The organism is Halorubrum xinjiangense (assembly GCF_049604745.1).
Lineage (GTDB): Archaea > Halobacteriota > Halobacteria > Halobacteriales > Haloferacaceae > Halorubrum > Halorubrum xinjiangense_A.
Map to the genome: position 1 here is coordinate 1,046,268 of NZ_CP187140.1, position 26,734 is coordinate 1,073,001.

Here is a 26,734-nt window from a genome sequence, read left to right on the forward strand (position 1 = left end):
TGGTATCCTCTCATCGCGGCGTCTGGCCGGATTTATACCGTCGCCGCTCCTACATTCGAGTATGGACGTGGTCCCGGACATCGACGGTGTGGCCGGCGAGTCCGTCGTCGTTATCGGCGGCGGATTCGGCGGGCTCTCGACGGCCTGTTACCTCGCTGACGCCGGCGCGGACGTCACTCTGTTGGAGAAGAACGAGCAGCTCGGCGGCCGCGCCAGCCGGCTCGAAGTCGACGGCTTCCGGTTCGACATGGGGCCGTCGTGGTACCTGATGCCGGACGTGTTCGAGCGGTTCTTCGGGCACTTCGGCCGGTCCCCCGATGAGTTCTACGAGCTAGAGCGGCTCGACCCGCACTACCGCGTGTTCTGGAAGGACGGGGACAAGGTCGACGTGCTGCCGGACCGCGAGAAGAACAAGGAGATATTCGAGTCGTACGAGCCGGGTGCGGGCGAGGCGTTCGACGCGTACCTCGAGGAGTCGAAGCGTACCTACGAGATCGGGATGGAGCACTTCGTGTACGAGGACCGCCCGCGGCTGCGCGACTACGTGGACAAAGACGTGCTCCGCTACTCGTGGGGGCTCTCGCTGCTGGGCAAGATGCAGGGGCACGTCGAGGACTACTTCGATCACCCGAAGCTCCAGCAGCTGATGCAGTACACGCTCGTGTTCCTCGGCGGCTCGCCGACAAACACGCCGGCGCTGTACAACCTGATGAGCCACGTCGACTACAACATGGGCGTCTACTACCCCGACGGGGGGATCGGCGCCGTCGTCGACGGGATCGTCGAGCTTGCCGAGGAGCTCGGCGTCGAGTTCGTCACCGACGCCGAGGTGACGGGCATCGAGGGCCGGTACGGCGCCTTCGCGGTCGACACCGAGAACGGCGAGCGCTACCTCGCCGACCGCGTCGTCTCCGACGCCGACTACGCGCACACCGAACAGGAGCTCCTGCCCGAGCGCAAGCGGCAGTACACCGAGGAGTACTGGGAGTCGCGGACGTACGCCCCCTCCGCGTTTCTGCTGTACCTCGGCGTCGAAGGCGACGTGCCGAACCTCGAACACCACACGCTCGTCCTCCCAACCGACTGGGACGAGCACTTCGCGCAGATATTCGACGACCCCGAGTGGCCCGACGACCCCGCCTACTACCTCTGCGTCCCCTCGAAGACCGACGACACCGTCGCGCCAGAGGGGCACAGCAACCTCTTCGCGCTGGTGCCGATCGCGCCCGGGCTGGCGGACACCCCCGAAATCCGGAATCGGTACCGCGACCTCGTCATCGACGACATCGCCGAGAACACCGACACCGACCTCCGCGGCCGGATCGTCGTCGAGGAGACGTTCTCCGTCGACGACTTCGCGGACCGGTACAACAGCTACGCGGGCAGCGCGCTCGGGCTGGCGCACACGCTCACGCAGACGTCGCTGCTCCGCCCGCCGCACACCTCTGACGCGGTCGACGGGCTCTACTTCACGGGGTCGACGACGACGCCCGGCATCGGCGTCCCGATGTGTCTCATCAGCGGGGGGCTGACCGCGGAAGCGATGGCCGACGACGACGTGTGATCAGCGCCGTGAGCGACCAGAACCGATCCGCCGGAGACGACCGGAGCCGATCCGCCGGAGACGACCGGAGCCGATCCGCCGGGAGCGGGAGCGAGGGGCTCCGCTACCTGCTGGTGCTGTCGCGGCCGCGCTTCTGGCTCTACCTCGCAGGTCCCGTCGCGGTCGGCGTCACCTACGGAATTAGTGATGTAAGCGAGTTGTTCACGCCCGTCACCGTCGCGCTCGCGGGCTACTTCCTCCTCCCCGCGAACGTGTTCCTCTACGGCGTCAACGACGTGTTCGACGCCGACATCGACGAGCTGAACCCGAAGAAGGAGGGCCGCGAGGCGCGCTGGCAAGGGAGCAAGCCGGTGGTCGCCGCCGTCGTCGCGTCGGGCCTCCTCGGGCTCGCGACGCTCGCGATCACGCCCCGCGTCGCGTGGCCGTACCTGCTCGGCTTCCTCGTCCTCGCGGTCGGCTACAGCGCGCCGCCCCTGCGCTTCAAGACGACACCGTTCCTCGACTCGCTGTCGAACGGGCTGTACGCCCTGCCAGGCGCCGCGGCGTACGCGACGGTCGCGGGGGTTCACCCGCCGCTCGCGGCGCTCGCCGGCGCGTGGCTCTGGACGATGGGGATGCACACGTTCTCCGCGATCCCGGACATCGAGCCGGACCGGACGGCGGGGATCGACACGACCGCAACGCTGCTGGGCGAGGGGCGGACGTACGCGTACTGCTTCGCTGCGTGGACCGCGGCCGCCGCGGGCTTCTGGCTCGTCGACTTCCGCCTCGGCGCGCTGCTCGGCGTCTACCCCGTCTTCGTCGCGTGGGTCGCGCGCTCGTCGGTCTCGGTCGACCGCGCGTACTGGTGGTTCCCGGCGCTCAACACCGTCGTCGGCACGCTGCTGTCGATGGGCGGCCTCTGGCGGGTGTACCCGCTGTGGGAGGCACTGCCGTGAGCGACGGCGACGGCGGGTCGCCGGAGGGCGGCTCGGCGGGGACCGGATCGACCGGAGCCGACTCGACCGAGAGCGCGTCCGCCCCCGCGACCGCCTCTGGGCTCGACGCGCTCCGCGAACGCGCGCCGGACACGCGCCGCGAGGCCGAGGCGCTGCTCGACCGACTCGTCCGCGAGAACCGCTTCACCATCGCGGTCGTCTTCCCGCTCGTCGGGGCCGTCGCGCTCGTCGGCAGCGCCGAGGGGTGGATTCCCGAACCGTTCGCGTTCCACCCGTGGTTCGTGCTGTTCGGCGTGGTCGTGATGCGCTCGCCGCTGGTCGTGGGCGTGTTACCGACGATCGACCGGCGCGCGGTCGGCTGGATCGGCGTGTTGATGGCGTACACGTATCTCATCGAATCTGTCGGCGTCGCGACCGGGTGGCCGTACGGCGAGTTCGCGTACACGGTCGACCTCGGGCCGATGCTCGGGGGGGTCCCCGTCGCGCTCCCGGTCTTCTTCATCCCGCTCGTGATGAACGCCTACCTGCTCTGCCTGTTGCTGCTCGGCCCCCGAGCGGACAGCGTGTGGGTGCGGCTGGCGACGGTGATCCCGGTCGTTGTCGCGATGGACGTCGTCTTGGACCCCGGGGCCGTGTCGCTCGGCTTCTGGGACTTCGGCGGCGGCGCGTTCTACGGCGTCCCGCTCTCGAACTACGCCGGCTGGGTGTTGTCCGCGATCGTCGCGGTCGTCACGCTGGACCGCGCGTTCTCGGCCGCGGGGATCCGCGAGCGCCTCCGCGACTGCGAGTTCATGCTCGACGACATGGTGAGCTTCGTGCTCCTCTGGGGTTCGATCAACGTCTGGTTCGGGAACCTCCTGCCCGCGGCGGTCGCGGCCGCGTTCGGCGTCGGCCTCGTCCGCGCCGACCGGTTCGACACGCGGCTGTTCACGGAGTGGCGGCGGTAGCGACCCCTCGCCCGACTCGGCTGCGCTTATATACCGGGGGCCCATCCTTTCGCTCGTGACCGACGGCGGCAACCGCGGCGGACGACGGGACCGGGAGGAGAGACGGCGATGAGCGGCCTCGCCATCGACTACGGCGACCACAATCGGGTGCGCGAGGTCGTCGACCGACTGACCTACTGCGCCGAGCACGTCAGCGTCTCCTTCGACGGGTGGGAGGAGCCGCACGTGAAGGGGCCGGGGCTCTACTTCGCGGTCATCGGCGACAGCGACTACGGCGCGTACGCGGACCCGATGGGCGACAACTGCTGGCCCCGCGACACCTGTCCGTCTGTCTTCGACGGCGACGCGCTCGCGGCCGCCGCCGAGACGGTGAGCGTCGAGCAGGACGGCGGGATCGTCGTCGCCGTCGACGGCGAGGTCGAGAGCCAGATGGTCCGGTTCCGCGACCTCGGCACCCGCGACGAGGAGGCCGACCTCGTGGACGACGTGAGCTACGAGCCGTGGATGGGGTCGCGACACATGAGCGCGATCGAGACCTCCGTCCGGCCGGAGGTCGTCGCGACGGTGACGCTGAGCGAGGAGACGGGGCGCGTCAGCGTCTTCCGTGACGGCGAGGCGAACAGCATGCGGCGCGAGGAGATCGGCGGCCGCTGGCGCGGCGAGTAACGCGCCCCGCGCCGCCCCGCGCCGACCCGCCCGCGCGGCGCTCCCGGACGCCGGGGCCGAGGCCCCACCGTTAAGCCCCGGCCGGGCAAACGTCGAGACATGTACGACGAGATTCTGGTGCCGACCGACGGGAGCGAGGCCGTCGACCGCGCGCTCGAGCACGCGATACGGCTCGCGACGGACCACGACGCGACGATCCACGCGCTGTACGTCGTCGACCAGCGAGTCACGACCGCCAACTCGGGCGACCTCCACGAGGAGGTCGTCGAGGACCTCGAAGCGCAGGGCGAGGCCGCGATCGACGCCGTCGCCGACGCGGCGCGCGAGGCCGGGCTCGACGTCGAGACCCACATCGCGCACGGTACGCCGGACACGGAGATCGTCGAGTACGCCGACGAGTTCGGCATCGACGTGATCGTGATGAGCCCGGAGGGGAAGTCGCCGCGCGAGCGGATCCGGTCGCTCGGCAGCGTCTCCGACCGCGTCGCCGACGACGCGTCGGTGCCGGTGTTCCTCATCAAATAGCGAACCGCCCCGATCGCCGGCCGCGGTCCCGACTCGTCCGAGCGAATTAGGTGGATTCGGACGCGACCGGTCGACATGGAACTCACCGTGCTCGGGTCCGGCAGCGCGATGCCGGTCCCCGACCGCGCGCAGGCCGGCTACCTCCTCGACGACGGCGACCGGTCGCTGCTCGTCGACTGCGGCAGCGGCGTCCTCCAGCGGCTCGCCGGCACCGACACCGGCTACGAGGGCGTCTCGACGGTCCTGCTCACGCATCACCACCTCGACCACGTCGCGGCGCTTTTACCCCTCCTCAAGGCGCGCTGGCTCGCCGGCGAGGAACACCTCGAGGTGGTCGGCCCCGCGGGCACGAAGTCGCTCGTCGACGGCCTGCTCGACGTTCACGACTACCTCGACGGGCGGATCGACCTGGCGATCCGCGAGGTTTCGGCGTCGCGGTCGTTCGCCGCGGGCGGGTTCGACGTGACCGCGCGCGAGACGCGGCACTCGATGGAGGGGTTCGCTTACCGTTTCTCGCCGCCGAGTTCGGACGTCGAGGCCAGCGACGGGCCGCTCGCGCTCTCGGGCGACACCGAGGCGTTCGCGGGGATGGGGCGGTTCGCGGACGGCGCAGATCTCCTGGTTCACGACTGCTCGTTCCCGGACGACGTCGACGTGTCGAACCATCCGCGGCCGACGAGCCTCGGCGAGTCGCTCGCGGGCGCCGAGATCGGGACGCTCCTCCTCTCGCACCTCTACCCGCACACCGGCGGCCGCGAGCGCGAAATGGAACAGGGGGTCCGCGACGCGGGGTTCGACGGCGAGGTGCGCGTCGCGACCGACGGGCTCCGCATGTCGCTCTGAACCCGGACTCGTACCCCGCGGTCGCCGCCGTCGCGGCCGCGACGTAACCGCTGGTTGTTACGCACCCACACGTTCGACCCGGATATTTAAGCGCGCGTAGTCGCTTCCGTCTCTCATGGCCGGCCCACTTGCGGACGACTTCGGACGGGAGGTGACGGGGGTACGGATCTCGCTCACCGACCGGTGTAACTTCGACTGCGTCTACTGTCACAACGAGGGGTTAGGCGACACGCGCGGGCCGATGGAGCCGAGCGACGAGGAGATGAGCGCGGACGACGTGGTGCGCTTCCTGGAGGTCGTCGAGGGGTACGGCGTCGACGCCGTGAAGTTCACGGGCGGCGAGCCGATGCTGCGGCAGGACTTAGAGGAGATCATCGAGCGCACGCCCGACTCGATGGAGGTCTCGATGACGACGAACGGGACCTTCCTCCCCGGGCGCGCCGAGGATCTGAAGGCCGCCGGGCTCGACCGCGTCAATGTCTCGCAGGACGCGCTCGACCCGGACGACTTCGCGGAGGTGACCAAATCGGGCGCCTACGAGAAGGTCCTCGAAGGCGTCAAGGCCGCCGTCGACGCCGGGCTCGACCCCGTGAAGCTCAACATGGTCGTGTTCACGCACACCGCGGGCTACGTCGAGGAGATGGTCGAGCACGTCGCCGACAACCAGGGGCTCCAGCTCCAGCTCATCCAGTACATGCCGGAGCTGACGGGCAAGCCCGAGTGGAACGTCGACATCGGTCGCGTCCACGACTGGCTCGCCGAGAAGGCGGACCGCGTCGAACACCGCGAGATGCACGACCGGAAGCGGTACTTCGTCGGCGAGGACAGCGACGACGAGACGGGCGGCATGGTCGAGATCGTCGACCCCGTCGAGAACGAGGAGTTCTGTGCCAACTGCGGCCGCGTCCGCGTCACCCACGAGGGGTACCTGAAGGGGTGTCTCAACCGCAACGACGACCTCCGCTCGATGGGCGAGATGACGCGCGAGGAGATCGCGGAGACCTTCGAGGAAGTGGTGGCGAACCGCGTGCCCTACTACGGCGAGTACCTAGTCGAGGGCGAGGACGGCGAGTACGAACTGAACGAGAAGTATCTGGGGACGCCGAGCGCGGCGGACTGACCCAACTCTTGTAACCATCCCGGCGTCCAGCTTAAACCGATCCGACGACCAGCACCGTACTGAACGACTCAGCGAACTCTCTATTCTCGACCGTCAGTCGGACCGCACCGCTTAGCTGTTCTCAGTGATACAGTTGCCACCGCTTTTTGGATTACGAACCAATTCACTCTTCGTAGACGAATACGGCCCCTCGTCGTCTTCAGAAACAGCGCGAACGTTGATTCGACTCTCGGACTCTATCCACCAGTGCTACTCTTCGATGTCGCTATGTCTCTCGACGAGATGGCCTCGCCGTATCAGAGCGGCTCATCGTAGGCAACGAACAGGAGTTCGTCAGCGCTGTCCTCGTGCGTTGAGAGAGCGTACTGATGTTCTTTCGCCTCCGCGATGACGGTGTCTTTGTGTTGTTTTAGCATCTCGTTCAGCTCCTCGGGTGTCGGGAGACCAGCAGTGTTGTATGAGAGAGCGATAGTTCTGTCCGAGAACATTTCAAACAGCTCTTCGAAGGCGTCGTAAATCCGGTCTGGGTCCGTCCAAGGTGACGGCTCGTGATCGAGACGCTTGGTTTTCACGCTGTGGTCGATCATCTCAGGCCAGTCGTCGTACTGTAGGTAGCCTTCGAGGAAGTGATAGTAGAACTGATAGTCGGTTGCGCCGTTCTGTTTCGTTCGGTCGTAGTACGGCGGATCTAGGTAGACGAGGTCAGTTTCGGGAGGGTCCCAGTCGAGGATGTCCTCATTAAATGCGCGGTTGTTGCGGCCGTTGTCGAAGATAGCGCGATTGAATTCGTTGACGTTCTTTCGAAAATGCTCCTCAAACGATTTCTCCCACGTCGTTTTGTTTCCGAAAGAGCGTTCCACGTCTTTCGTCCGCATGTAGAGGTTTGCTCGGTGGAAGAGGTTGTATGGACGTTTCGCCAAGCAGGACTGGCCGAGCGCACTGTATGCGATAGCCTGCTTGTACTCGTTATCGAATTCACCGATATTGACACGCATTCGATCAAGCCAAGCGTTCTCCTCATCGGTGAAGTACAACCCCTCAAACTCCCGCTGAATGAACTCAGGGTACTCAAGATCGCTGTGAGACTGAAGGAGGAAGTCAACGTCGTCGTCGGTTAATTTGACACCGTCGTTTTCGATAATCGCGAGTCCAATCTGGTGATTGAACCGTAGGTAGTCGTTGTAGACGACGCGTTTATTGAATTGCTTAGATTTGTGGGATATAGCAGCTGTGCCGCCGAATGCGTCGAGGATAGAGTCAAAATCAACTCTGCTGATATGCTCCCAAATCCAGTCTGATATCTTTCGCTTACTACCCTGATATCTCGTTGATGGGAACTCAGCGTCGGATGTTACGTAGAAGTCATCGCCATCGCCTCTCGTATTGAACCGCATTTGGTCGGTCATATTTCGTGTTGACTTGTCAATTATTTATTTGACGGCCATCTTAGTCGTTCCCATACTCCTGCCAGTACTCCTCGAACTCTTCTTCAGAGTCAAAAAGGGCATCCCTGTGCCGAAGCGCATCCATATCCGTTTGAGAACCGATCGCTGTCGTTGTCCCGCTCCCAGAGGTCCGAGACGCAAGTTCCCATTTTTGCCCGACAATTGTCTCAACTTCATACACCATCTCTCGACTATCGAGTTTGTCGTCCCATTGATACGCGAAGCACACGATCCAGTGTTCATCAAACTCGGCATACGGAAACCGCGTCCACTGCGTGTCCGTATTCGGGTTCGAGAAGTATTGCCCGTAGCTCCCGAGCGTCATACCGCTGATCCGCTCTCCACCAGATTTGAGCCGAGCGGTCTTGACGTCTAACGCGATGAGCTGATCGCCAAACGCTCCCCCTCGCAGCGTGACGTCAGGATACTGCCGCGAGTGTTCGGGTTCGATAACCGTCGCACCCAGTTCGGCAGCCATCTCCTCGGCGGTATTCAGAGCGTCAACCTCGAAGATAGCCGTAACACAGTTCGATACCTTCGGGATAGGGATCGTCTCGCCGTCGTTTTTTAGGATACCGGTGTAGTCCCAGTCGAAGTCACTGAAGTACTCGTACAGCACATCCTCAAAATCAAACTCTTCCACGTCACCGTCGTTTGAAGAATCGTTGCTGTCCCGACAATCTGCCATATAAACGAATGGCAACGAAAGCCGTATCAACCTGTGTCAAATATTTAATTTACGAGTCAAACTATCTTTTGACGAATCTTCTTCCCAGTATTGTCGTAAACAAAGAATGATGAATCTACTCGATTTCTGTGCTGCTCTCTCCAACGAAACACGTCTCTGGTTGGTCTCGATACTACTTGAAGACGGACCGATAACGAGCAAGGCCGCGCATGAGATATTTGTCAAGGAGTACGAGGAAAGGCGTCGCCAGTCCATACATTCCGCGTTGGAGACGCTCGTTGAAGCGGAGGTCGTCAGTAAGTCGTACAGTGAAGAAAACGGAGGAATCGTCTATCAGGTTCGGGAGTCTCAATTTATCATCGATTTGGCGTCCCTTGAGGTAGAGCCCGAGTGATCCTGCGGATCTGATTGTACCTCGCTGTACGGGCACGGTGGGATTCGAACCCACGACCATCGGATTAGAAGTCCGACGCTCTATCCGGGCTGAGCTACGTGCCCTCGTTCGCTTCTGATCCCCCGAGTCTAAAAAACGCCCGCGGTTCGCGCCGCCCGCGGGCCAACAGCAGACCTAAGTCCGCGAGCGGAGTATCCGCCGGTAATGAACGTTATCGGAACCGTCGGCCTCCCCGGCAGCGGGAAGGGGGAGGCGGCGAACGTGGCCGAGGCGGCGGACATCCCCGTCGTCGTCATGGGCGACGTGATCCGCGCCGAGTGTCGCCGCCGCGGACTCGACCCGGCGCAACACCACGGGCGGATGGCGGGCACGCTCCGCGAGGAGGAGGGCGACGACGCCATCGCCGCACGGACGCTCCCACGGATTCGGGAGGCCGCCGCCGAGAGCGACCGCGACGAGACCGTCCTCGTGGACGGCCTCCGCTCGACCGTCGAACTCGAACGCTTCCGCGAGGCGTTCGGCGACGACTTCACGCTCGTCGCGATCCGCGCGCCGTTCGAGCTGCGCGCCGAGCGCCTCGGCGAGCGCGGCCGCGACGACTCCGACTCCGACCTAGAGGCGCTCCGCGAGCGCGACGAGCGCGAGGTCGAACTCGGCCTCGGCGAGACCTTAGAGCGGGCCGACGTCGAGATCGACAACACCGACAGCCTCGCCGCGTTCCGCGAGCGCGTCCGCGAGGTGCTGGGCGTCGACGACGAGGAGTCGGACCGCTCCGACGGCGACGCCGCCGAGACGCCCGAGGCCGCCGACGCCGAGGCGCCCGAGGCCGGAGGTGACGGCGCGTGATCTACAGCGTCGACGTCCGGATCGAGACCCCGGTCCACGACACGGAGGTGACCGACCGGGTCACCGACGCGGTCGAGAACGTCTTCCCCGACGCCGAGCCGGTCCACGAGGACGGGCGGCTCGTCTCCGAGACGCACAGCCTCGACGCCTTCTCCGACGTGCTCCACGAACAGGAGATCCTCGACACGGCGCGGCGCGTCTTCCGACAGAACCGCACGGACGAGGGGTTCGCCTTCTCGCTGAAGAAGCAGGCGGCGTTCGAGGGCGTCGTCAACTTCGCGGTCGGCGAGTCGGACGAGCTCGGAGAAATCGACGTCGAGGTGCGCGTCCGCGAGCCGGACGTGGAGTCGTTCATCGATTACGTCGCGCCCGAGACCGACGAGGGACAGCCCGTCGACCCCGTCCGCGAGTACGGCGACCGGTTCGATCCCGAGGACGAGGCGTACTAATCCGGGCCGACCGGCCCGAGAGTTCTCCGAGTCAGTTACTCAACAGCGACGAGCCCGCGCCGCCGATCGCGCCGAAGACGGGCGGGTAGACGGCGCCGGCGAGGAGGACGGCTGTGACGATGTCGGGCGCCACGCTCCCGTCACCGACCGCGTACCGGAAGAGGAACGCGCCGACGACCGCGAGCGGGAGGTAGCCGGCCGCGACGAGCGCCCCCGAACGGGCGCCGTCGAGGGGGGAGTCCGCGCCGGCGACCCAACCCGCGACGAGGCCCGCAACGAGCAGCAGGACCGGCGGGACCAAGAGCAGGAACCCCGCGCCCTCGGCCTCCATGAGGAGGTTCCGCGACGACGTGCCGCCGAACACCGCGGGGGACGTGGTCTCGACGAAGTGCGCGTTGTAGAACATCCAGCCGGATACCTGCCACGCCGAGATGGGGTCGCCCCCGAACAGGTCGGCGAGGAAGTTCAGGCCCGACAGCCCCTCCTCGATCCGGCCGCTCTGCGTGACGTAGACGGACAGGTAGCCGAGGAGGTAGGCGGCGGCGCCGGCCACTGCGCCGCCGACCGCCTCTCGGGCGATGCTCGGATCCGAACCGGTCGTCGCGGTCGTTCCACCGGGTGGTGACGAGGACATGCGCTCGGTGTCGTTTCGGGCGCCGTAAGTGTTTGTTGGGTCGAGATCCTCACCGTAATTCAACGGAACCGTCGGTTGAAACGTCCGCGCACGCCGGAATTCCCGCCGGTCAGGCGGTCGCCTCGCGCCACTCCGCCTGCGAGATCGTGTACCGGACCTCGTCGTGAACGCTCCCGTCCGGGAAGGCGATCGCGTTGCGGAGGCGGCCCTCCCGTCGTCCACCGAGGCGGTCGACGTACCGCTCGATCGCGCGCCGCGACTTCTCGTTGTCCGAGTGGTGGCTCACGGCGACGACCGCCAGATCGAGGTCGTCGAACGCGACTTCGACCAGCGCGGCGGCGCGCTCGCCGGAGTAGCCGCGGCCCCAGAACCGCTTGCGGAGCCACGTACCGAGAAGGGCGGTTCGTTTCTCCCAGTCGACGTCGAAGCCGCCGAAGCCGGCGATCTCGCCCGCGCCGTCCTCCCCCTCGCGCGGCCGGATCACGTATCCCACGGCCTCCCGCTCCTCGAACCGCTCGCGGTTCCGTTCGAGGAACTCCAGCGTCTCCTGCTTCGTCCCGTGGGGGTCCCAGGTGACGTACTCGGTCACCTCGTCGATGCCGAGATCCGACGAACAGATCCGGTAGCACTCGTCGAGGTCGACGTTTTCGGGGCCGCCGACCTCGAGTCGGAGTCGGTCCGTCTCGATCGTCTCCGGGAACATACCGGCGAAGACGACGACGCGCGAATAAAACCCACCGGCGCTCTGCGAGCCGTTCGCACGGCGAGTTCGGAGGCTCGCGTCGGACGTCGGGGACTCAACCGTCGAGCGCGTCGGCGAGGTCGTCGCCGACGCTCGCAATCGCGTCGCGGGCGCGGTCGACCTCCTGCATCGTCATGAATCCGTGGACCATCGACGGGTAGTTCTCGTACCGCGTCGCGACGCCGTCCGCGACGAGGCGCTCCGCGTACGCCTTTCCGCCGTCGCGGAGCGGGTCGAAGCCGGCGGTGACGACCGTCGCGGGCGCGACCCCGGAGAGGTCGCCGGCGTTGATCGGGTCGGCGTACGGGTTCCGGCGGTGGATCTCGCTCCGGTAGTACGCCGCCGAGAACCACTCGATGTCGTCCCGCGAGAGGACGATCCCGGCGTGTTCGCGGACCGACTCCTGCTCGGGGTCGATACCGATCCCGGGATACAGCAAGGCTTGGTGCTCGATCTCGGGCCCGTCCCGTTCGGCGGCCATGAGGGCAGTCACCGCAGCGAGGTTACCGCCGGCGGAGTCGCCCGCGACCGCGACGTCGCCGGTGCCGCGGAGCCGCTCCGTCGAGTCCGCAGCCCACTCGACGGCGGCGTACGCGTCCTCGACGGCGGCCGGGAACGGGTGTTCGGGCGCGAGCCGGTACTCGACGGAGAGGACGGCACAGTTGCTTTCTCGCGTCAGATGGCGGCAGAGCCAGTCGTGCGTCTCGATGCTCCCGAGGACGAACCCGCCGCCGTGGAAGAAGACGACGGTCGGATGGGGCGGGTTGCCGTCCGGGAGGTACAGCCGGGCGTCGAGATCGCCTGCGGGGCCGGGAAGGGTGATCGACTCGGTCGCGCCGACGCTCGGCGGGTTCCGGTTCTGGAGCCGCGTCAGGGGGCCGGTCAGGAGCCGGAGGAGTTTCAGCTTGTAGCCGCCGTGCGGGAGAGGTATCCGCGACTGGCGGGCCGCGGCGCGCTTCGCCTGGGGATCGATCTGGTCGGCGCTCACATCGCGAGAGTCGTCGGCCCGTCGACAAGACGGTTGCGGCGCGGGCGGCTCGGGTGGCAGCGCGCGGTCGGACCGGTCACCGCACCAGCCCGGCCGTCCGAAGCTCCTCGCGGATCGCGTCGCGTTTCACTAAGGCGAAGCCGACGCAGATGATCAGGAAGCCGGCGACCGTCGTCGCGGTGATCCCCTCGTCGAGGAGGAGCCAGCCGACAACCGCGGCGAACACCGGCGCGACGTAGGAGACGAGGTTGATCTCGATCGGACCGAGCCGGTCGAGCAGATCGAAGTAGATGAGGAAGCCGATCCCGCTCGCGACGACCGAGAGATAGCCCAAGGCGAGCAGCGATTCTCCCGTCCAGACCGCCTCGGCGACGGACTCGCCGAGCGCGAGCGAGACCAGATGGGTGAGGCCGGCGCCGAGCAGCATCGACCACGCCTCCATCGTCTCGATTGAGATGTCGGCCTCGGAGGCCCGCGAGAGGACGGAGCCGAGCGCGAACGACGCCGCCGCGAGCAACACGAGCAGCTTCGCGACCGTGCCGCCGCCGGTCAGGTTCGCGGGATCGGGGTTCGCGAGGACGACCGCGCCGACGAGCCCGATCGCGAGGCCGAGCGCGCCGACCGCGGTCAGCCGCTCCGCGGGCAGGAAGGCGCGGGCGAACACCGTTGTCAGGAGCGGCGAGAGGCTGACGATGACGGCCGCGACGGCGCTCGTCACCGCCGGGTCGGTCTCGCCGACGAACAGGAACGAGTGGTAGGCGGCGATGATGAACACGGCCCCGGAGAGGACCTCCAGCCACGCGTCGCGCCCGCGGGGGATCGGGTCGTCGACCGCGTACGCCGCGTATGCCAGCATGACGATCCCCGCCACGTCGTACCGGAGCGCCGCGAACAGCACCGGCGGGAAGTACGCCAGCCCCGCCTTGATCGCGACGAACGCGGACCCCCAGACGGCGGCGAGGACTAAGAACAGCGAGAGGTTTCTGAGACGGCTCACGTCCGCCCTCTTCCGGCGGCGTGCCAAAAGGTTCCGGAAACGGTCGCGTTCGCTGGATTCGTTCGGGAGGGGGACCCGCTACCGGATCCGGTACCCGGAGCGGTACACGCTACCGGACCCGGTACCCGTCGGTATCGCGAGAGACGACGCCGACGTCGGAGAGTTGGCGGAGCGCGCCCTTGACCGTCGACTCCCGCGCGCCGACCTCGTCGGCGACCGCTGCCGGCGTGCCGTCCGTCTCGACCACCGCGGCGATGACGGCCGCGAAGAAGCGGCTGTCGGCCTGCCCACCGAGCCGCTCGTCGATCTCGGCGAGGGTGTCCTCGACGCGGCCCTGGACCCATCGCTGGGCCAGCGACAGTTCGCGGTCGAGGTCCTGAAGGCGCGCGAACTCCTCGGCGAGGTCCGCGAGGTCGCCTGTCGAGCCCGACCCGTCGGGGGCCTCGATCGAGAGGTGCGGACAGCGGCCGGACATGTCGAGGCTGTTCTTCGCCGGGTACGCGCTCTTCGCGCCGAAGCCGTACGGCGAGACGCTCACCTCCAGCCGGAGGCTGCGCGCGATCCGGAAGTACTTCCGCCGCTGGTCGTCCGTCGTCGACTCGACGAGACCGGCCTCCTCCAGCTTCCGCAGGTGGTCGATCACCGCCTTCGGGCTCACGTCGAGGTACTCCGAGATCTCCGTGACGTAGCAGGGCTTGGTGGCGAGAAGCCGGAGGATGCGCCGCCGGTTCTCGTTGCCGAGGAGATCGAGCAGTACCGCGGAGTCCATTAACGTGTGGTTAGCGTCGCGAATATAAAAGGCTGGCTTCCGGAGCGCGGGTCGGGAACGTGCGGTCCCGGAATCGGCCCATCGGCGCACGCCCGCCGGCGCACCCCTATCGGCCGGAGCGAAGGGTAGTTAGTCCGGGGAGCGAAACGGGTCGTATGGAGACGGCACTCATCGTCCTCGACGGTTGGGGACTCGGAAGCGGCGCGGGAGGCGGCGACGGCGAGGACGGCGAGACGGTCGACCCCTCGGGGCGCCCGGTGGGCCGAGACGCGGTCGCGGTCGCCGACACGCCGGCGTTCGACGACGCGACCGCCCGCGGCGCCGACGGCCGCCTCGTCGTCCACGGGCGGCGCGTGGGGCTCCCCGAGGGACAGATGGGGAACTCGGAGGTCGGCCACCTGAACATCGGCGCGGGCCGAGTCGTCAAACAGGCGTACACCCGGATCACGGACGCGCTCGACGAGGGCTCGCTCTCAGACAACGACGCCATCGCGGAGGCCGTAGAGCACGCGAAGTCGACCGGCGGCCGGGTCCACTTCATGGGGCTCGTCTCCGACGGCGGCGTCCACTCCGACGTCGAACACCTGCTCGCGCTGATCGACGCCGCCGCCGACGCGGGTGTCCCGGCGACCAGCCACGCGTTCACCGACGGGCGCGACACGGCCCCGGAGATCGCCGACGAGTTCCTCGCCGCGGTGACCGCGAAGGCCGACGAGCGCGGCACCGGCCACGTCGCGACCGTCACGGGGCGCTACCACGCGATGGACCGCGACGAGAACTGGGGACGAACGAAGAAGGCGTACGACGCGATCGTCGAGCGCGACGCGCCTTACCGCGCCGAGAGCGCGGTCGCGGCCGCCCGCGAGGCCCACGCCCGCGGCGAGACGGACGAGTTCATCGCGCCGACGCTGGTCGACGGCGAGCCCGCACTAGACGACGGCGACGCCGTGATCTTCTTCAACTTCCGGGCGGACCGCGCCCGCCAGCTCGTCCGGATGCTGACCGACACGCGCCCCGAGTGGGCGTTCGAGCTCGACCAGCCTGACGTTCGGATGACGACGATGACCGAGTACGACGAGACGTTCACGTTCCCGGTCGCGTTTCCACCGGCGATCCCCGAGGACACGATCGGCGAGGTCGTCGCCGACGCGGGGCTCACGCAGCTCCGGATCGCGGAGTCGGAGAAGTACCCCCACGTGACCTACTTCCTCAACGGCGGCCGCGAGGTGAAGTTCCCCGGGGAGCTGCGCGAGATCGTGGAGAGCCCCGACGTCCCCACGTACGACCAGCAGCCGGAGATGTCGGCGCCGGAGCTCACGGACGAGGCGCTCGCGATCATCGACGAGAAGGACCCCGACCTATTGGTGCTCAACTACGCGAACCCGGACATGGTGGGCCACACCGGCGACTTCGACGCCGCCGTCGAGGCCGTCGAGGCCGTCGACGCGCAGCTCTCCCGCCTCCTCGACGCCATCGCCGACGCCGGCGGCCACGCGCTCGTCACCGCCGACCACGGCAACGCCGACGACATGGGGACCCCCGAGGACCCCCACACCGCCCACACGTTCAACCCGGTCCCGTTCGTCTACCTGACACCCGACGGCGACGACGGCGGCCGCGCGGTCCGCGAGGGCGGGTCGCTCTGCGACATCGCGCCGACGCTGCTCGAACTGATCGGTCTCGACCGCCCGGCGAAGATGACCGGCGAGAGCCTGCTCGAAAATAAACGATAAACTTCGGATCGATTCTCGCTCGTTCCACGGCGTTTTAATACGCCGACTCACCTGTTATCTTTCATGACAGACCAGACCACGCCCGTGATCGCGGCCGCCTACCGAACGCCGCAGGGGAAAGACGGCGGCGTCTACGCGGACGTCCGCAGCGAGGACCTCTCGACGACGCTCATCGACCATGCCCTCGAAGAGACGGGACTGACCAGCGAGCACGTCGACGACCTGATGTGGGGCGTCGCCCAGCAGCGGACCGAGCAGGACAACAACGTCGCGCGCGTCATCGCGCTCCTCTCGGAGCTGGGCGAGTCGGTGCCCGCCACCTCGATCAACCGGTGGTGCGCCTCCTCGATGCAGGCGGTCATCTCCGCGTCCGACGCGATCGCCGCGGGCAACCGCGACTGCATCATCGCGGGCGGCGTCGAGAACATGAGCCGCGTCCCGATGGACGGCGACTCCTACGAACACCTCCACCCCGAGCTCTCCGAACAGTACAACATCTTCCAGCTTCAGATGGGGATGACCGCCGAGAAGGTGGCCGAGGAGTACGACGTGAGCCGCGAGGCGCAAGACGAGTACGCCGCCCGCAGCCACCAGCGCGCCGCGGAGGCGACTGAATCCGGCCGGTTCGACGACGAGATCGTCCCCGTCGAGACCGACGACGGACTGGTCGAGGAGGACGAAGGGATCCGCCCGGACACGACCGCCGAGAAGCTCGCCGGCCTCTCGCCCGCCTTCACCGGCGACGGCACAGTGACCGCGGGGAACTCCTCGCAGATCTCCGACGGCGCGTCGCTCACGGTCGTGACGAGTAAGGCGTTCGCCGAGGAGCACGGCCTCGACGTGCTCGCCGAGGTCGGCACGAACAACGTCGCCGGCGTCGACCCGACCGTGATGGGGATCGGTCCGGTGCCCGCGACGCGAGGCCTGCTCGACCGCGCCGGGACGACCATCGACGACTACGACCTCGTTGAGCTCAACGAGGCGTTCGCCTCGCAGTGCGAGTACTCGCGGCGCGAGCTCGGCATCGACGAAGACAGCTACAACGTCAACGGCGGCGCCATCGCCCTCGGCCACCCGCTCGGCGCCTCCGGCGCGCGCCTCCCCGTCACGCTGCTCCACGAGATGCAAAAGCAGGACGCCGAGCGCGGCCTCGCGACGCTCTGCGTCGGCTTCGGACAGGGTGCGGCAATCGAGTTCCTGCGGTAGTCGGCACACAGGGCAGAAACATTTCTGCGGTGGCGCGTGCCTGCGAGCGGCCGCCATCGGCGGCCGCGAGTCAGCACGCGCGAGGGAGTCGGTGGTCCGGAGCGAAGCGGAGGACCACCGACGAGGCTGGGGAGGTGTGAGGCTGCGGTGCTGTGCGGGGTGGGACTCGAAGGGGCGGTCGCGAGGCGGGCGCACGCGACGTAAGCACCGCAACGAAGGAGCGAGCAGCGCGAGCGACTGAGTGAGGAGCGCAGCGAGCGTGCGCCCGCCTCGTGACCGGGGCTTCGGCGGTGTTCGCCGTCAATCGGTAGTTGATTATTTATAAACAGGCGGCTCAGACTTCGGCGGTGTTCGCAGTCGCTCTGGGGTCGATTATTTATAAACGAACGGCCGGGGCTTCGCCGACTTACTCGTCTCCGTGCGTGAAGCCGCGGTCGGGCAGGGGGTCGCCGTCGGCGAGGACACGCGGGCCCCCCTCATCAGACGCCTCAACCACGGTTCCGACTCGCGTGAGCCCCGCGGGACACGCCGCTTCGACCTCATCAACCTCTGATTCGGGCACCGCACAGACCAGCTCGAAGTCCTCGCCGAAGTGCGCCGCCAGTTCGAACCGCTCCGCCGAATCTTCGGCCACCTCCTCGACCGCGGGATGGACCGGAACCGCATCCCGATCCACCTCAATTCCGACCTCGCTCGCCTCGCCGAGCTGGTGACACGACCGCGCCAGCCCGTCCGAGGAGTCCATCATCGCGGTCGCGCTCGGAGCCAGCACGACCCCGTCGGCCACCCGCGGCGTGAACCGAAACAGCTCGTTCGCGCGCTCAACCGCCTCGTCGGCGTCCTTTTTAAACAGCCGCAGCGCCGCCGCGGAGCGGCCCCATTCGCCGGTGACGCAGAGCGCGTCGCCCGGCCGCGCCCCGTCTCTGGTAACGGCGCCAGCCTCGGTCACGTCCCCGATCGCGGTGGTCGCGGTGGTGAACTCGACGTGCTCGTCGAGGTCGCCGCCGACGTACTCGGCGTCGACCGCCTCGCAGACGTCGACCGCGCCCGCGACGAATCGATTCAGCTCCTCGCGGTCGAACGCCTCGTCGGCGTAGACGGCGACCGCGGCGCTCGCCGCGGCACCCATCGCGGCCACGTCCGAGAGCGACGCGCCCACCGCGCGCCAGCCGGCGGTGTACCGCGTCGTCCCCGGCGGGAAGTCGGTCCGCTCGTGGAGCATGTCCGTCGTGATGGCCGTCCCGTCGATTACGGCGGCGTCGTCGCCCGCGTGCGGGAGGTCGGCGGTGAGGGCCCGAAGGGCGTCGCGCTCGTTCACTACCCGAATCTCCGCGCGTGGAGCCAATAAGCGATCGGTCCGGGAGGCGGGCGTCGTCGACGTCGGCGGCGCCCCACGACTTTGCGACGGCCGCCTCGTCCATGTTCCATGTTGTCACGAACCATTTAAACGGGTAATACACATTAACGAATATTATCATTATCAATCATTATGTTTATTATCCTCCTCCGAATTTCTCCGTTCGCAATGGCAGTACCCGTACACGGACACGCAGCGACCCGACGCACGGACTCGATCACCAGACGACCGCCGCAACCGCCCACACGACCCGATGACGACACCTAACGACACGCCCGACGACACGACCCGACGCACCGACAGCACGACCGATCGAACGACCGGTTCGAACCCGACGACTACTCCTCCGCGGACGATCCCCGGCCGCATCCCCCTCACCGAGGAGGCCGGCGCGCCGCTCGTCCCGACGATCGCGACCCGCCGATCGACGGGGACGCGGACGCCCGGCTCCTCGACGGCGACCGACGCCCGGCAGCCGTCGACGACCGACGCCCGGCAGCCGACGACAACCGACACGCGCCGGCCGACGCGTCCGCCGACGGACCGCGAGCGCGACGCGCCGCTCGTCCCCGACCTGCGTCCCGCCTCGCGGACGCGGACGGACGGGGGGTCGCGATGACGGCGAACGCGACGCGCCGCGCCGTTCCCATGACGGGCACCGGCGACGGCCCGCGACCGGACTCCACGACGTTCGCGTCCACCGCACGCACGGACGGCGGACGCCGCGCCGACCGACGCTCCGCGGACAGCCGCAGCGCCGACGAGCGACGCGCGACGACGAACCGCACCGCAGCCGACGACTCCACGCAGTAATCCGATGAATCCCAACGAACTCGACGACGACGTCTTCACGAGAGATATCGACAACCCGGCCGGCCGGAAGCTCCGCGAGCTGTTCGACGAGCAGGAGTACACGTTCGCGCCCGGGATCTACCACGCGCTCGACGCCCGCCTCGCGGAGATGGCCGGGCTCGACGCGGCCTACATGAGCGGCTACTCGACCGTCCTCGGCCAGTTCGGCTTCCCCGACCTGGAGATGGTCACCATGTCGGAGATGGTCGAGAACGCCAAGCGCATGGTCGAGGCGACGAACCTCCCCGTCATCGCCGACTGCGACACCGGCTACGGCGGCGTCCATAACGTCCGACGCGCGGTCCGCGAGTACGAGAAGGCCGGCGTCGCCGCCGTCCACATCGAGGACCAGACCTCGCCGAAGCGCTGCGGCCACATCGCGGGCAAGCAAATCGTCTCCCGCGAGCAGGCGCGCTCGCGGTTCGAGGCCGCGGTCGACGCCAAGCAGAGCGAGGACACGGTCATCATCGCTCGCACCGACGCGTACGGCTCCGCCAACGGCGACTGGGAGGAGCACCTCGAACGCGGCCGGATCTACGCCGACGCCGGCGTCGACCTCGTCTGGCCCGAGATGCCCGACCCCTCGCGCGAGGACGCGGTCGAGTACGCCGAGACGATCCACGAGACCCACCCCGATCTGGATCTCGCCTTCAACTACTCCTCATCGTTCGAGTGGGGCGCAGAGGAGGATCCGCTCACCTTCGAGGAGCTGGGCGATCTGGGCTACCAGTACATCTTCATCACGCTGTACGGGCTCCACTCGGGGGCTCACGCCGCCTACGAGGACTTCGAGAACATCGCCGAGAACGACGAGGAGGCGCAGTTCGACCTCGAAGAGCGGTACATCGGTCACGAAACCGAGAGCCACCACGAGCTCTCCTTCGTCCCGCGGTACCAGGAGGTCGAGGCCGAGTTCGACCCCGAGGCGCGGCAGCGCCAGGAGGAGTCGGCCGGCTTCACCGAAGACGAGAACGACCCGATCACGGCCTCGGAGGGCGACGACTGATGGGCGGGCCGGAAGACGTCACGCTCCGGCGGAGCCAGCTCGCCACGCCGGGCTCCGACCCGGAGATGATCGAGCGGGCGCCCGACTCCGGCGCCGACGAGGCGTTCCTCGACTTAGAGGACTCCGTCGCGCCCTCGGCGAAGATCGACGCCCGCGAGAACGTCATCGAGGGGCTCATCGAATACGACTGGTCCGAGACTCGGCCCTGTTACCGGATGAACGGCGTCGACACCAGGTGGTTCTACGACGACGTGATCGAGGTCGTCGGGCGCGCCGGCGAGTACCTCGACACGATCATGGTGCCGATGGCGAACAACCCGGAGACGATCGCCACCGTCGACAACCTCCTGACGCAGGTCGAGGCAAACAACGACCTGCCGGTCGGAGAGATCGGCCTCCAGGCGCAGATCGAGTCGCCGGAGGCGATGACGAAGGTCGCCGACATCGCCCGCGCCAGCGACCGCCTGGAGTCGCTCGTCTTCGGCCCCGGCGACTACACCGCCAACGTCGGCGCCGCCGGCCTCACCATCGGCTCCGGCGGCGGCTACCCCGGCCACTACTGGCACTACCAGCTCGCGCGCATCGCCCACGCGGCGAAGGCGCAGGGGTTACAGGTGATCGACGGCCCCTACGCCGAGATCGAGGATGCGGAGGGGTTCCGCGACTCCTGTCGCTGGGCGAGCCAGCTGGGCTGTGACGGCAAGTGGGCGATCCACCCGAGCCAGATCGAGCCCGCCAACGAGACGTTCGCGCCCTCTCCCGAGGAGGCCGAGAAGGCGCGCCGGATCGTCGACGCCTACGCGGAGGCGAAAGAACAGGGCAAAGGCGCCGTGAGCGTCGACGGCGAGATGGTCGACGAGGCGACCGACAAGATGGCCCGCGGCATCGTCGCGCGCGCCGAGCAGGCGGGGATCCTGTAGGGCTCCTCGCAACCCTTCTTTTTTTTATAACCCGGCCGGCCCGAACCTACTCCGAGATCGCGCCGCGGTTCCGGAGTTCGTCGATGTCGCCGTCGCCGTAGCCGTACTCGCGCAACACCGACTCCGTGTGCTCGCCGAGCGCCGGCGGGTGGCGGCGGACGGTCGTGGGCGTCCGCGAGAAGTGCATCGGCGAGCCCGGAAATTGAACAGTCCCGGCGGTCGGGTGCTCCGCTTCGGCCAGCATTCCGCGCGCCTCGATCTGCGGGTCGGCGAACACCTCGCTCACGTCGCGGACGCGGCTCGCCGGCACGTCGTGGTCGTCCAGCCGCTCGACCGCCTCGTCGGTCGTCATCGCGGCGAACGTCTCCTCAAGCTCGCGGTCGAGCTCCTCGCGGTTCCGGACGCGCCCCTCGTTGGTCTCGTACCGCTCGTCCGCGAGGAGGTCGGGGCGGTCGAGCGCCTCGCACAGCGGCGGCCAGAACCGGTCTGACGAGCAGGCGACGACAATGTAGTCGTCTTTCGTCTCGAACGCCCGGTAGGGGACGATGTTCGGGTGCTTGCTTCCCATCCGCCCCGGCGGTTCGCCGCTGGCGAAGTAGTTCGTCGCCATGTAGCTGGTCCACGCGGCCTGGCCGTCGAGCAGGCTCACGTCGACCTTCTGCCCGCGGCCGTCGCCGAGCTCGCGCTCTAAGAGCGCCGCGAGGATCGCCTGCGTCGCGTACATGCCGGCGCCCACGTCGGCGAGCGCGACCCCGATCCGGACGGGCGGGCCGCCCTCGACGCCCGTGAACGACATGAAGCCGCCGCGGGCCTGCATCATGATGTCGTACGCGGGCCTGTCGCGGTCCGGGCCCCACTCGCCGTAGCCGGAGATGGCGCAGTAGACGAGCTCGGGGTTCTCCTCGACGAGGTCCTCGTAGCCGAGCCCCCACTCCTCCGTCTTGCCGACCCGGAAGTTCTCGACGAGCACGTCGGCCTCGCGGGCGAGGTCACGGACGACCGCGCGGCCCGCCTCCGTGGTGAGATCCAGCTGGATCGAGCGCTTGTTGCGGTTGACGCTGACGTAGTAGGCGCTTTCCTTCCCCTCGTCGTCGCCCTCGCCGCCCTCGCCGCTCCCGCCGCCGTCACCCTTGCTGAACGCCGGCGGAACCCACGTCCGCGTCTGGTCGCCCGGACCGGGTCGCTCAACTTTGATCACCTCTGCGCCGAGGTCGCCGAGCTGCATCGTACAGAACGGGCCGACGAGGACGCGCGAGAGGTCCAACACGGTGAGCCCGTCGAGCGGGCCGACGTCGCTCTCGGGATTTCGCGCCTCACCGACCACGCGCTCTCGCCTCCGCGGACCGCCGCCGTGTCCGGTTCATGCGATCCGGCTCAGCCGCCGGGCTACTGAGTGTTGCGGCGCGGTGGTGAGAACGAAGAACAGCGACTGGGCGGCCGGATCAGGCCGGGAGGGTGTCGATCCCGTTGATTTCGACGTAGCCGTACTCGCAGTCGGGGCAGCGCCACTTCGTCTTCTCGCCGAGGTGGAGCGTCATCGCCGCGGTCCGGTAGAACGAACGGGTCTCGCCGCACGCGGGACAGTCCACGTCCTTTTCGAGGGCCATGCGCGCCGATCCGTCCGGGGCGGTGTTGAACCTACTGATTCGGGCGTCCCCGGCGCGGGCTGTCGCCGCGGGCCCGCCACGCCGGGGCGCCCTCACCACACCGGCGCGAGCAGCAGCGCGACAGTCGCCGAAATGAAGACGAGCTTGAGGGCGGTGTTGACGACGATCACCTTCGTGCCGAACGAGGCGCCCCAGATCCCGTACTGGAACGGGATCGAGCGCCGGAACGTCGAGACGGCGAACGAGAGGATGCTTCCGATGAGCAGCGACGCGACCGCGGTCCGGGTGGTGAAGGTGCCGGCCTCGGTCCCTGCGAGCGTCGCCGCGCCCGCGGTCGTGTCGAGCGTGAACACGGCGATGACGGGTACCGCGGCGCCCGGCAGCCCCAGCAGGCCCGTGATCGGCTCCGCGACGCTCGTCAGCGCGGTCACGTCGTAGGTCGTGACGAGCCAGATGACGAGCGTGTACACGACCGCGAGCCGCGGGACGATCCGGCGGAGGGTCCCCCAAGACTTCTCGGCCGCGTCGCGGACGCGCTCGCGGTCGGTACGGTCGTCGCCTTCGGGCCCGGTCGCGTCGACGTCGGCGAGCGCAGAGCGGTCGACGTTCGACTCGGAGAGGAGGAGTCCGCCCGCGATCACGCCACTGACGGAGATCAGCAGCGCGATTCCGGCGCGCGCGCCGACGTAGACGGCGCCGGTGGTGACCCCGAGGATCGGGATCAACACCGGCACGTAGTAGGTGAACACGTGCTGGACGAAGCCGAAGAACGTGTTCATCACCACCGCGACGAGCGTCGCCCGGTCGTCGAGCAGGCCCGCCTCGCGGTACTCCGCCAAGGTGGCGTAGCCCGCCGTCGTCGACGCCGCGGTCGTGAGGATCGCCGTGCCGACCTCGTCCGGGAGGTTCGCCGGGCGCGTGAGCCACCCCGCGATCCCGGCGACGTACCGGACCAGCCCGAACGCGACGGCGACGTTGGCGGCGAAGACGCCGCCCGCGATGAACGCCGTTATCCGCGCAAGCCGGGGGACCACGTCCGCGAGCAGCGTCGCGAGGTCGGCGGCGACCATCTGTACGAATCGACGTACGCGAGGGGCGCTCAAATGGCCGTCGGAACGCGCGGGCGTTCTCGCGGCGTCGGAACGCGCGGCGGTACCAGAGCCCAGGACGAGAGTGCCGGCGCGCGGGGCTTATGTCCCGCCGCGGAGAACGCCATCCCGATGGCTCCTGCCGAGGACGACATCTCGATCGACGAAAAGCGCGTGTACGCGGGCAGCGCCGGCCGCACCGACGCCTACGTCGCGACGGGGTCCGGGATCGTCCGCGTCTCGCTGTCGGCCGACAAGATCGGCGCGTTCGACATGGTCGCTCGCGACGCGGCCCGCGACGTCGCCGTCCTCGCGCGCGACGAGCGGGCGGACTCCGTCGTCGCGGCCACGCCCGAGGGGCTCTCGGTCGCCGCGGTCGGTGACGACCCCGCGTTCGAGGCAGTCGACGACGATCCGGCGGTCGCGGTCGGCGCCGCCGGCGGTCGTGACGGAGTGATCGCCGCGCGAGAGGACGGCGCGATCGAGCGCGTCGAGTTCGAAGACGGCGGGACGGTGGTCGCGTCGACGGCCCGGCTCGGAACCGTCGCGGACCCCCGCGCGGTCGACGGCGCGCTCGTCGCGGCCGCGGACGGGGTGTACCGGATCGTCGGCGGCGGACTCACGGATGTTGGGCTCGACGACGCCCGCGACGTCGCCGGCGCCGGGATGCCGCTCGCGGCGACCGGCGCGGGGCTCTACTGGCTCGGGAATGGCTGGATGACCGCCTTAAAAGGCGCGGCGGACGCGGTCGCGGCCGACGGCGACGGCCACGCGATGGCGGTCGCCGACGGCGACCTGCTCGTTCACTCGGCCGCGGGCGAGTGGGATGATGAGACGTGGGCGGTCGCGGATCTGCCCGTAGACGAGACGGCCGTCGCGCTCGGGTACGGGCGCGGCGTCTCCGTCGCGGTCACGGACGCAGGCACGCTCTGTGTCGACGCCGGCGACGGCTGGCGCCACCAGGTTGTCGGGGTCCGGGACGTAAACGGCGTGGCGCTCGCGGTCGTGGAATAAATCGACGAGCGCGTGTCGAAGACTTCCGGAGCTTCAGTCGATTGCTTATAAAGAACCGACTGCGGGTCGGCGGAAAACACCTCCAAAGCTCCAGCCGTGAGGTGGACGCAGCGAGCCTGCGCCCACCTCACGACCGCCCCTTGGAGTCCCGCCCCGCCCCGCATCGCAACCGACGGAAGACGTTCCTGCTCGCTCACTACTCGCGGCTTCGCCGCTCGTTTACCGAGGTGCTCGCTCCGCTCGCACCTCGCACCGTTCGCTGCGCGGGCTGCGACTTCCGTGCTCCCGTTCGCTCCCTCCGGTCGCTCGCGGGACCGCACCTCACACCTCCCCAGCCTCGTCAGTCGGCCTCCGCTATGCTCCGGCCGACTGACTCCAGCGAGGGACCGAAGGTCCCTCTGGCAGCCGGCGGCAGAGCCGCCGCCGACGCCACCGCAGTTGGTATTTATAAGTGATCGTCGCAGCCGCTCGTCGGCAGTAAATATCGCATCCTCGCTTTCGCGGATCGACCACCGAGAATTATCCCGCGGTCGGTCGAATGGGTGGTATGCCACTCGCGGACCCCGATCTCTCGGGCTCGACGGCGTTCATCACCGGAACGACTCGCGGCATCGGCAAACAGATCGCGCTCGCCCTCGCCGAGCGGGGCTGTAACATCGTCTCGACCGGTAAGACGACGGACGACGACGACTCCGAGCTGGCGGGGTCGATCGAGCAGACGGCCCGCGAGGTGCGCGAGCGCGGGCCCGAGGCGCTCGCGCTCGAACTCGACCTCCGCGACGAGGACCGCGTCGAGGCGGTCGTCGAGGAGGCGATCGACCGCTTCGGCGAAGTGGACATCGTGATCAACAACGCGAGCGCGATCCAGCTGGCGAACGTCGCCGACCTGCCGGCCGACCGCTTCGATCTCCTGACCGACGTGAACGTCCGCGGGACGCACCTCGTCGCGCACGCGTTCGCCGACCACCTCGCGGACCTCGACGAGGCGTGGCTGCTGACGAACGCCCCGCCCGTCACGACCGACCGCTCGCCGGGCAAGGCGCCGTACGCGTGGTCGAAGCTCGGGATGTCGTTCGTCACCCTCTCGCTCGCCGAGGAGCTGGCGAGCGACGACGTGGGCTGTAACACCTTCTGGCCGGTGACGACCATCGACACCCGCGCGACGCGCTACTTCGGGCTCGGGACCGAAGACGACTGGCGCACCCCGGAGATCGTCTCCGACGCGGTGCTCGAAATCCTCGCGCGCGACCCCGCGGAGTGTACGGGCAACAGCTTCTACGACGAGGACCTGCTCCGCGAGGCGGGCGTCGACGACTTCTCTGAGTACAACCTCACCGAGGGCGACCCGGCGCCGATGTCGGCGCGGCTGTTCGCCCCCGAGTTCGAACGCGAGTAG

General features: G+C 68.1%; 29 protein-coding genes and 1 tRNA gene. 18 read left to right on the plus strand and 12 right to left on the minus strand.

The features are described from left to right. Positions 1-61: 61 nt before the first annotated feature. From ACOZ35_RS06220 to moaA, 7 genes are all read left to right on the plus strand, one after another. Positions 62-1,564 carry a phytoene desaturase family protein gene (locus ACOZ35_RS06220; RefSeq protein WP_424015567.1) on the plus strand — a complete coding sequence of 501 codons (1,503 nt, stop codon included), beginning with the start codon at positions 62-64 and terminating at the stop codon, positions 1,562-1,564. Next, positions 1,561-2,502 (plus strand): prenyltransferase, encoded by a 942-nt coding sequence (locus ACOZ35_RS06225; RefSeq protein WP_424015568.1) that lies wholly within the window; start codon positions 1,561-1,563, stop codon positions 2,500-2,502. The genes ACOZ35_RS06220 and ACOZ35_RS06225 overlap by 4 nt, the downstream gene beginning before the upstream one ends. Continuing rightward, positions 2,499-3,449, plus strand: a complete 951-nt coding sequence (gene cruF, locus ACOZ35_RS06230) for a bisanhydrobacterioruberin hydratase (protein WP_424015569.1) — start codon at positions 2,499-2,501, stop codon at positions 3,447-3,449. Before ACOZ35_RS06225 ends, cruF begins: the two co-directional genes overlap by 4 nt. 108 nt (positions 3,450-3,557) lie before the next feature. Beyond that, positions 3,558-4,115 carry a hypothetical protein gene (locus tag ACOZ35_RS06235; RefSeq protein WP_424015570.1) on the plus strand — a complete coding sequence of 186 codons (558 nt, stop codon included), beginning with the start codon at positions 3,558-3,560 and terminating at the stop codon, positions 4,113-4,115. Positions 4,116-4,214: 99 nt separating this feature from the next. Then, complete coding sequence (locus ACOZ35_RS06240; RefSeq protein WP_424015571.1) at positions 4,215-4,640, plus strand: universal stress protein; 426 nt, start codon at positions 4,215-4,217, stop codon at positions 4,638-4,640. A 75-nt stretch (positions 4,641-4,715) separates the two neighbouring features. Then, positions 4,716-5,483, plus strand: a complete 768-nt coding sequence (locus ACOZ35_RS06245; protein ID WP_424015572.1) for an MBL fold metallo-hydrolase — start codon at positions 4,716-4,718, stop codon at positions 5,481-5,483. Between the two features lie 115 nt (positions 5,484-5,598). After that, entirely contained in the window at positions 5,599-6,603 is a 1,005-nt protein-coding gene (moaA, locus tag ACOZ35_RS06250; RefSeq protein ID WP_424015573.1) for a GTP 3',8-cyclase MoaA, read from the plus strand. A 296-nt stretch (positions 6,604-6,899) separates the two neighbouring features. Here moaA and ACOZ35_RS06255 read toward each other — a convergent pair whose 3' ends face one another. Continuing rightward, positions 6,900-8,009, minus strand: a complete 1,110-nt coding sequence (locus ACOZ35_RS06255; RefSeq protein ID WP_424015574.1) for a DNA adenine methylase — start codon at positions 8,007-8,009, stop codon at positions 6,900-6,902. A gap of 40 nt (positions 8,010-8,049) precedes the next feature. Continuing rightward, on the minus strand, positions 8,050-8,736 hold the full coding sequence (locus ACOZ35_RS06260; protein ID WP_424015575.1) for a type II restriction endonuclease: 687 nt from the start codon (positions 8,734-8,736) through the stop codon (positions 8,050-8,052). 109 nt (positions 8,737-8,845) lie between these two features. On the opposite strand from ACOZ35_RS06260, the gene ACOZ35_RS06265 reads away from it, so the two are divergent. After that, positions 8,846-9,130: a hypothetical protein gene (locus ACOZ35_RS06265; protein ID WP_424015576.1), complete on the plus strand. Its 285-nt coding sequence runs from the start codon at positions 8,846-8,848 to the stop codon at positions 9,128-9,130. A gap of 29 nt (positions 9,131-9,159) precedes the next feature. On the opposite strand, the gene ACOZ35_RS06270 is transcribed toward ACOZ35_RS06265, so the two are convergent. After that, positions 9,160-9,234, minus strand: a tRNA-Arg gene (locus ACOZ35_RS06270). Positions 9,235-9,334: 100 nt separating this feature from the next. Between ACOZ35_RS06270 and ACOZ35_RS06275 the strand changes: the two genes are divergently transcribed. Together ACOZ35_RS06275 and ACOZ35_RS06280 are read left to right on the plus strand one after the other, a co-directional pair. Beyond that, positions 9,335-9,976: an AAA family ATPase gene (locus tag ACOZ35_RS06275; protein ID WP_424015577.1), complete on the plus strand. Its 642-nt coding sequence runs from the start codon at positions 9,335-9,337 to the stop codon at positions 9,974-9,976. Further along, positions 9,973-10,425 carry an RNA-binding domain-containing protein gene (locus tag ACOZ35_RS06280; protein ID WP_424015579.1) on the plus strand — a complete coding sequence of 151 codons (453 nt, stop codon included), beginning with the start codon at positions 9,973-9,975 and terminating at the stop codon, positions 10,423-10,425. Before ACOZ35_RS06275 ends, ACOZ35_RS06280 begins: the two co-directional genes overlap by 4 nt. Positions 10,426-10,456: 31 nt before the next feature. On the opposite strand, the gene ACOZ35_RS06285 is transcribed toward ACOZ35_RS06280, so the two are convergent. The 5 genes from ACOZ35_RS06285 to ACOZ35_RS06305 all read right to left on the minus strand — a co-directional run bounded on the left by ACOZ35_RS06285 (position 10,457) and on the right by ACOZ35_RS06305 (position 14,555). After that, positions 10,457-11,059: a transporter gene (locus tag ACOZ35_RS06285; RefSeq protein ID WP_424015580.1), complete on the minus strand. Its 603-nt coding sequence runs from the start codon at positions 11,057-11,059 to the stop codon at positions 10,457-10,459. Positions 11,060-11,168: 109 nt separating this feature from the next. Then, a complete protein-coding gene (locus ACOZ35_RS06290; protein WP_424015581.1) occupies positions 11,169-11,762 on the minus strand; it encodes a GNAT family N-acetyltransferase in 594 nt (197 codons plus the stop codon). Between the two features lie 94 nt (positions 11,763-11,856). Next, entirely contained in the window at positions 11,857-12,789 is a 933-nt protein-coding gene (locus ACOZ35_RS06295; protein ID WP_424015582.1) for an alpha/beta hydrolase, read from the minus strand. Between the two features lie 76 nt (positions 12,790-12,865). Next, complete coding sequence (locus tag ACOZ35_RS06300; RefSeq protein WP_424015583.1) at positions 12,866-13,786, minus strand: DMT family transporter; 921 nt, start codon at positions 13,784-13,786, stop codon at positions 12,866-12,868. Positions 13,787-13,895: 109 nt separating this feature from the next. Beyond that, complete coding sequence (locus tag ACOZ35_RS06305; protein WP_424015584.1) at positions 13,896-14,555, minus strand: ArsR/SmtB family transcription factor; 660 nt, start codon at positions 14,553-14,555, stop codon at positions 13,896-13,898. Between the two features lie 155 nt (positions 14,556-14,710). On the opposite strand from ACOZ35_RS06305, the gene gpmI reads away from it, so the two are divergent. After that, positions 14,711-16,288: a 2,3-bisphosphoglycerate-independent phosphoglycerate mutase gene (gpmI, locus tag ACOZ35_RS06310; RefSeq protein ID WP_424015585.1), complete on the plus strand. Its 1,578-nt coding sequence runs from the start codon at positions 14,711-14,713 to the stop codon at positions 16,286-16,288. Positions 16,289-16,351: 63 nt separating this feature from the next. After that, positions 16,352-17,494 carry a thiolase family protein gene (locus ACOZ35_RS06315; RefSeq protein WP_424015586.1) on the plus strand — a complete coding sequence of 381 codons (1,143 nt, stop codon included), beginning with the start codon at positions 16,352-16,354 and terminating at the stop codon, positions 17,492-17,494. Between the two features lie 406 nt (positions 17,495-17,900). On the opposite strand, the gene thiL is transcribed toward ACOZ35_RS06315, so the two are convergent. After that, entirely contained in the window at positions 17,901-18,812 is a 912-nt protein-coding gene (thiL, locus tag ACOZ35_RS06320) for a thiamine-phosphate kinase (protein ID WP_424015587.1), read from the minus strand. A gap of 292 nt (positions 18,813-19,104) precedes the next feature. Between thiL and ACOZ35_RS06325 the strand changes: the two genes are divergently transcribed. From ACOZ35_RS06325 to ACOZ35_RS06340, 4 genes are read left to right on the plus strand one after another with little or no spacing between them, the layout of a single operon-like run. After that, positions 19,105-19,470, plus strand: a complete 366-nt coding sequence (locus ACOZ35_RS06325) for a hypothetical protein (RefSeq protein ID WP_424015588.1) — start codon at positions 19,105-19,107, stop codon at positions 19,468-19,470. Beyond that, the gene (locus ACOZ35_RS06330) at positions 19,467-19,664 is read left to right on the plus strand and encodes a hypothetical protein (protein WP_424015589.1); all 198 of its coding nucleotides are present in this window, start codon (positions 19,467-19,469) and stop codon (positions 19,662-19,664) included. Before ACOZ35_RS06325 ends, ACOZ35_RS06330 begins: the two co-directional genes overlap by 4 nt. 4 nt (positions 19,665-19,668) lie before the next feature. Further along, positions 19,669-20,709, plus strand: a complete 1,041-nt coding sequence (gene aceA / locus ACOZ35_RS06335; RefSeq protein WP_424015590.1) for an isocitrate lyase — start codon at positions 19,669-19,671, stop codon at positions 20,707-20,709. After that, a complete protein-coding gene (locus ACOZ35_RS06340; RefSeq protein WP_424015591.1) occupies positions 20,709-21,629 on the plus strand; it encodes an HpcH/HpaI aldolase/citrate lyase family protein in 921 nt (306 codons plus the stop codon). Before aceA ends, ACOZ35_RS06340 begins: the two co-directional genes overlap by 1 nt. A 46-nt stretch (positions 21,630-21,675) precedes the next feature. Here the strand turns inward: ACOZ35_RS06340 and ACOZ35_RS06345 are convergent, their stop codons facing one another. From ACOZ35_RS06345 to ACOZ35_RS06355, 3 genes are all read right to left on the minus strand, one after another. Next, complete coding sequence (locus ACOZ35_RS06345) at positions 21,676-22,953, minus strand: CaiB/BaiF CoA transferase family protein (RefSeq protein ID WP_424015592.1); 1,278 nt, start codon at positions 22,951-22,953, stop codon at positions 21,676-21,678. Positions 22,954-23,071: 118 nt separating this feature from the next. Then, positions 23,072-23,236 (minus strand): hypothetical protein, encoded by a 165-nt coding sequence (locus ACOZ35_RS06350; RefSeq protein WP_199719457.1) that lies wholly within the window; start codon positions 23,234-23,236, stop codon positions 23,072-23,074. Between the two features lie 92 nt (positions 23,237-23,328). Then, a complete protein-coding gene (locus ACOZ35_RS06355; RefSeq protein WP_424015593.1) occupies positions 23,329-24,306 on the minus strand; it encodes a nucleoside recognition protein in 978 nt (325 codons plus the stop codon). A gap of 150 nt (positions 24,307-24,456) precedes the next feature. Between ACOZ35_RS06355 and ACOZ35_RS06360 the strand changes: the two genes are divergently transcribed. Together ACOZ35_RS06360 and ACOZ35_RS06365 are read left to right on the plus strand one after the other, a co-directional pair. Continuing rightward, positions 24,457-25,338, plus strand: a complete 882-nt coding sequence (locus ACOZ35_RS06360; RefSeq protein ID WP_424015594.1) for an HVO_0234 family beta-propeller protein — start codon at positions 24,457-24,459, stop codon at positions 25,336-25,338. Positions 25,339-25,885: 547 nt separating this feature from the next. Then, the gene (locus ACOZ35_RS06365) at positions 25,886-26,734 is read left to right on the plus strand and encodes an SDR family oxidoreductase (protein ID WP_424015595.1); all 849 of its coding nucleotides are present in this window, start codon (positions 25,886-25,888) and stop codon (positions 26,732-26,734) included.

Bases quoted from the DNA above. Each gene is read 5' to 3' on its own strand.
- ACOZ35_RS06255 (WP_424015574.1), bottom strand. From the start codon at position 8,009: ATGACCGACCAAATGCGGTTCAATACGAGAGGCGATGGCGATGACTTC.
- ACOZ35_RS06355 (WP_424015593.1), bottom strand. From the start codon at position 24,306: ATGGTCGCCGCCGACCTCGCGACGCTGCTCGCGGACGTGGTCCCCCGG.
- ACOZ35_RS06350 (WP_199719457.1), bottom strand. From the start codon at position 23,236: ATGGCCCTCGAAAAGGACGTGGACTGTCCCGCGTGCGGCGAGACCCGT.
- ACOZ35_RS06220 (WP_424015567.1), top strand. From the start codon at position 62: ATGGACGTGGTCCCGGACATCGACGGTGTGGCCGGCGAGTCCGTCGTC.
- ACOZ35_RS06360 (WP_424015594.1), top strand. From the start codon at position 24,457: ATGGCTCCTGCCGAGGACGACATCTCGATCGACGAAAAGCGCGTGTAC.
- ACOZ35_RS06325 (WP_424015588.1), top strand. From the start codon at position 19,105: ATGACGACACCTAACGACACGCCCGACGACACGACCCGACGCACCGAC.
- ACOZ35_RS06235 (WP_424015570.1), top strand. From the start codon at position 3,558: ATGAGCGGCCTCGCCATCGACTACGGCGACCACAATCGGGTGCGCGAG.
- moaA (WP_424015573.1), top strand. From the start codon at position 5,599: ATGGCCGGCCCACTTGCGGACGACTTCGGACGGGAGGTGACGGGGGTA.
- ACOZ35_RS06285 (WP_424015580.1), bottom strand. From the start codon at position 11,059: ATGTCCTCGTCACCACCCGGTGGAACGACCGCGACGACCGGTTCGGAT.
- ACOZ35_RS06245 (WP_424015572.1), top strand. From the start codon at position 4,716: ATGGAACTCACCGTGCTCGGGTCCGGCAGCGCGATGCCGGTCCCCGAC.
- gpmI (WP_424015585.1), top strand. From the start codon at position 14,711: ATGGAGACGGCACTCATCGTCCTCGACGGTTGGGGACTCGGAAGCGGC.
- ACOZ35_RS06365 (WP_424015595.1), top strand. From the start codon at position 25,886: ATGCCACTCGCGGACCCCGATCTCTCGGGCTCGACGGCGTTCATCACC.
- ACOZ35_RS06240 (WP_424015571.1), top strand. From the start codon at position 4,215: ATGTACGACGAGATTCTGGTGCCGACCGACGGGAGCGAGGCCGTCGAC.
- ACOZ35_RS06275 (WP_424015577.1), top strand. From the start codon at position 9,335: ATGAACGTTATCGGAACCGTCGGCCTCCCCGGCAGCGGGAAGGGGGAG.
- aceA (WP_424015590.1), top strand. From the start codon at position 19,669: ATGAATCCCAACGAACTCGACGACGACGTCTTCACGAGAGATATCGAC.
- ACOZ35_RS06290 (WP_424015581.1), bottom strand. From the start codon at position 11,762: ATGTTCCCGGAGACGATCGAGACGGACCGACTCCGACTCGAGGTCGGC.
- ACOZ35_RS06305 (WP_424015584.1), bottom strand. From the start codon at position 14,555: ATGGACTCCGCGGTACTGCTCGATCTCCTCGGCAACGAGAACCGGCGG.
- ACOZ35_RS06265 (WP_424015576.1), top strand. From the start codon at position 8,846: ATGAATCTACTCGATTTCTGTGCTGCTCTCTCCAACGAAACACGTCTC.
- ACOZ35_RS06340 (WP_424015591.1), top strand. From the start codon at position 20,709: ATGGGCGGGCCGGAAGACGTCACGCTCCGGCGGAGCCAGCTCGCCACG.
- ACOZ35_RS06315 (WP_424015586.1), top strand. From the start codon at position 16,352: ATGACAGACCAGACCACGCCCGTGATCGCGGCCGCCTACCGAACGCCG.
- ACOZ35_RS06260 (WP_424015575.1), bottom strand. From the start codon at position 8,736: ATGGCAGATTGTCGGGACAGCAACGATTCTTCAAACGACGGTGACGTG.
- ACOZ35_RS06330 (WP_424015589.1), top strand. From the start codon at position 19,467: ATGACGGCGAACGCGACGCGCCGCGCCGTTCCCATGACGGGCACCGGC.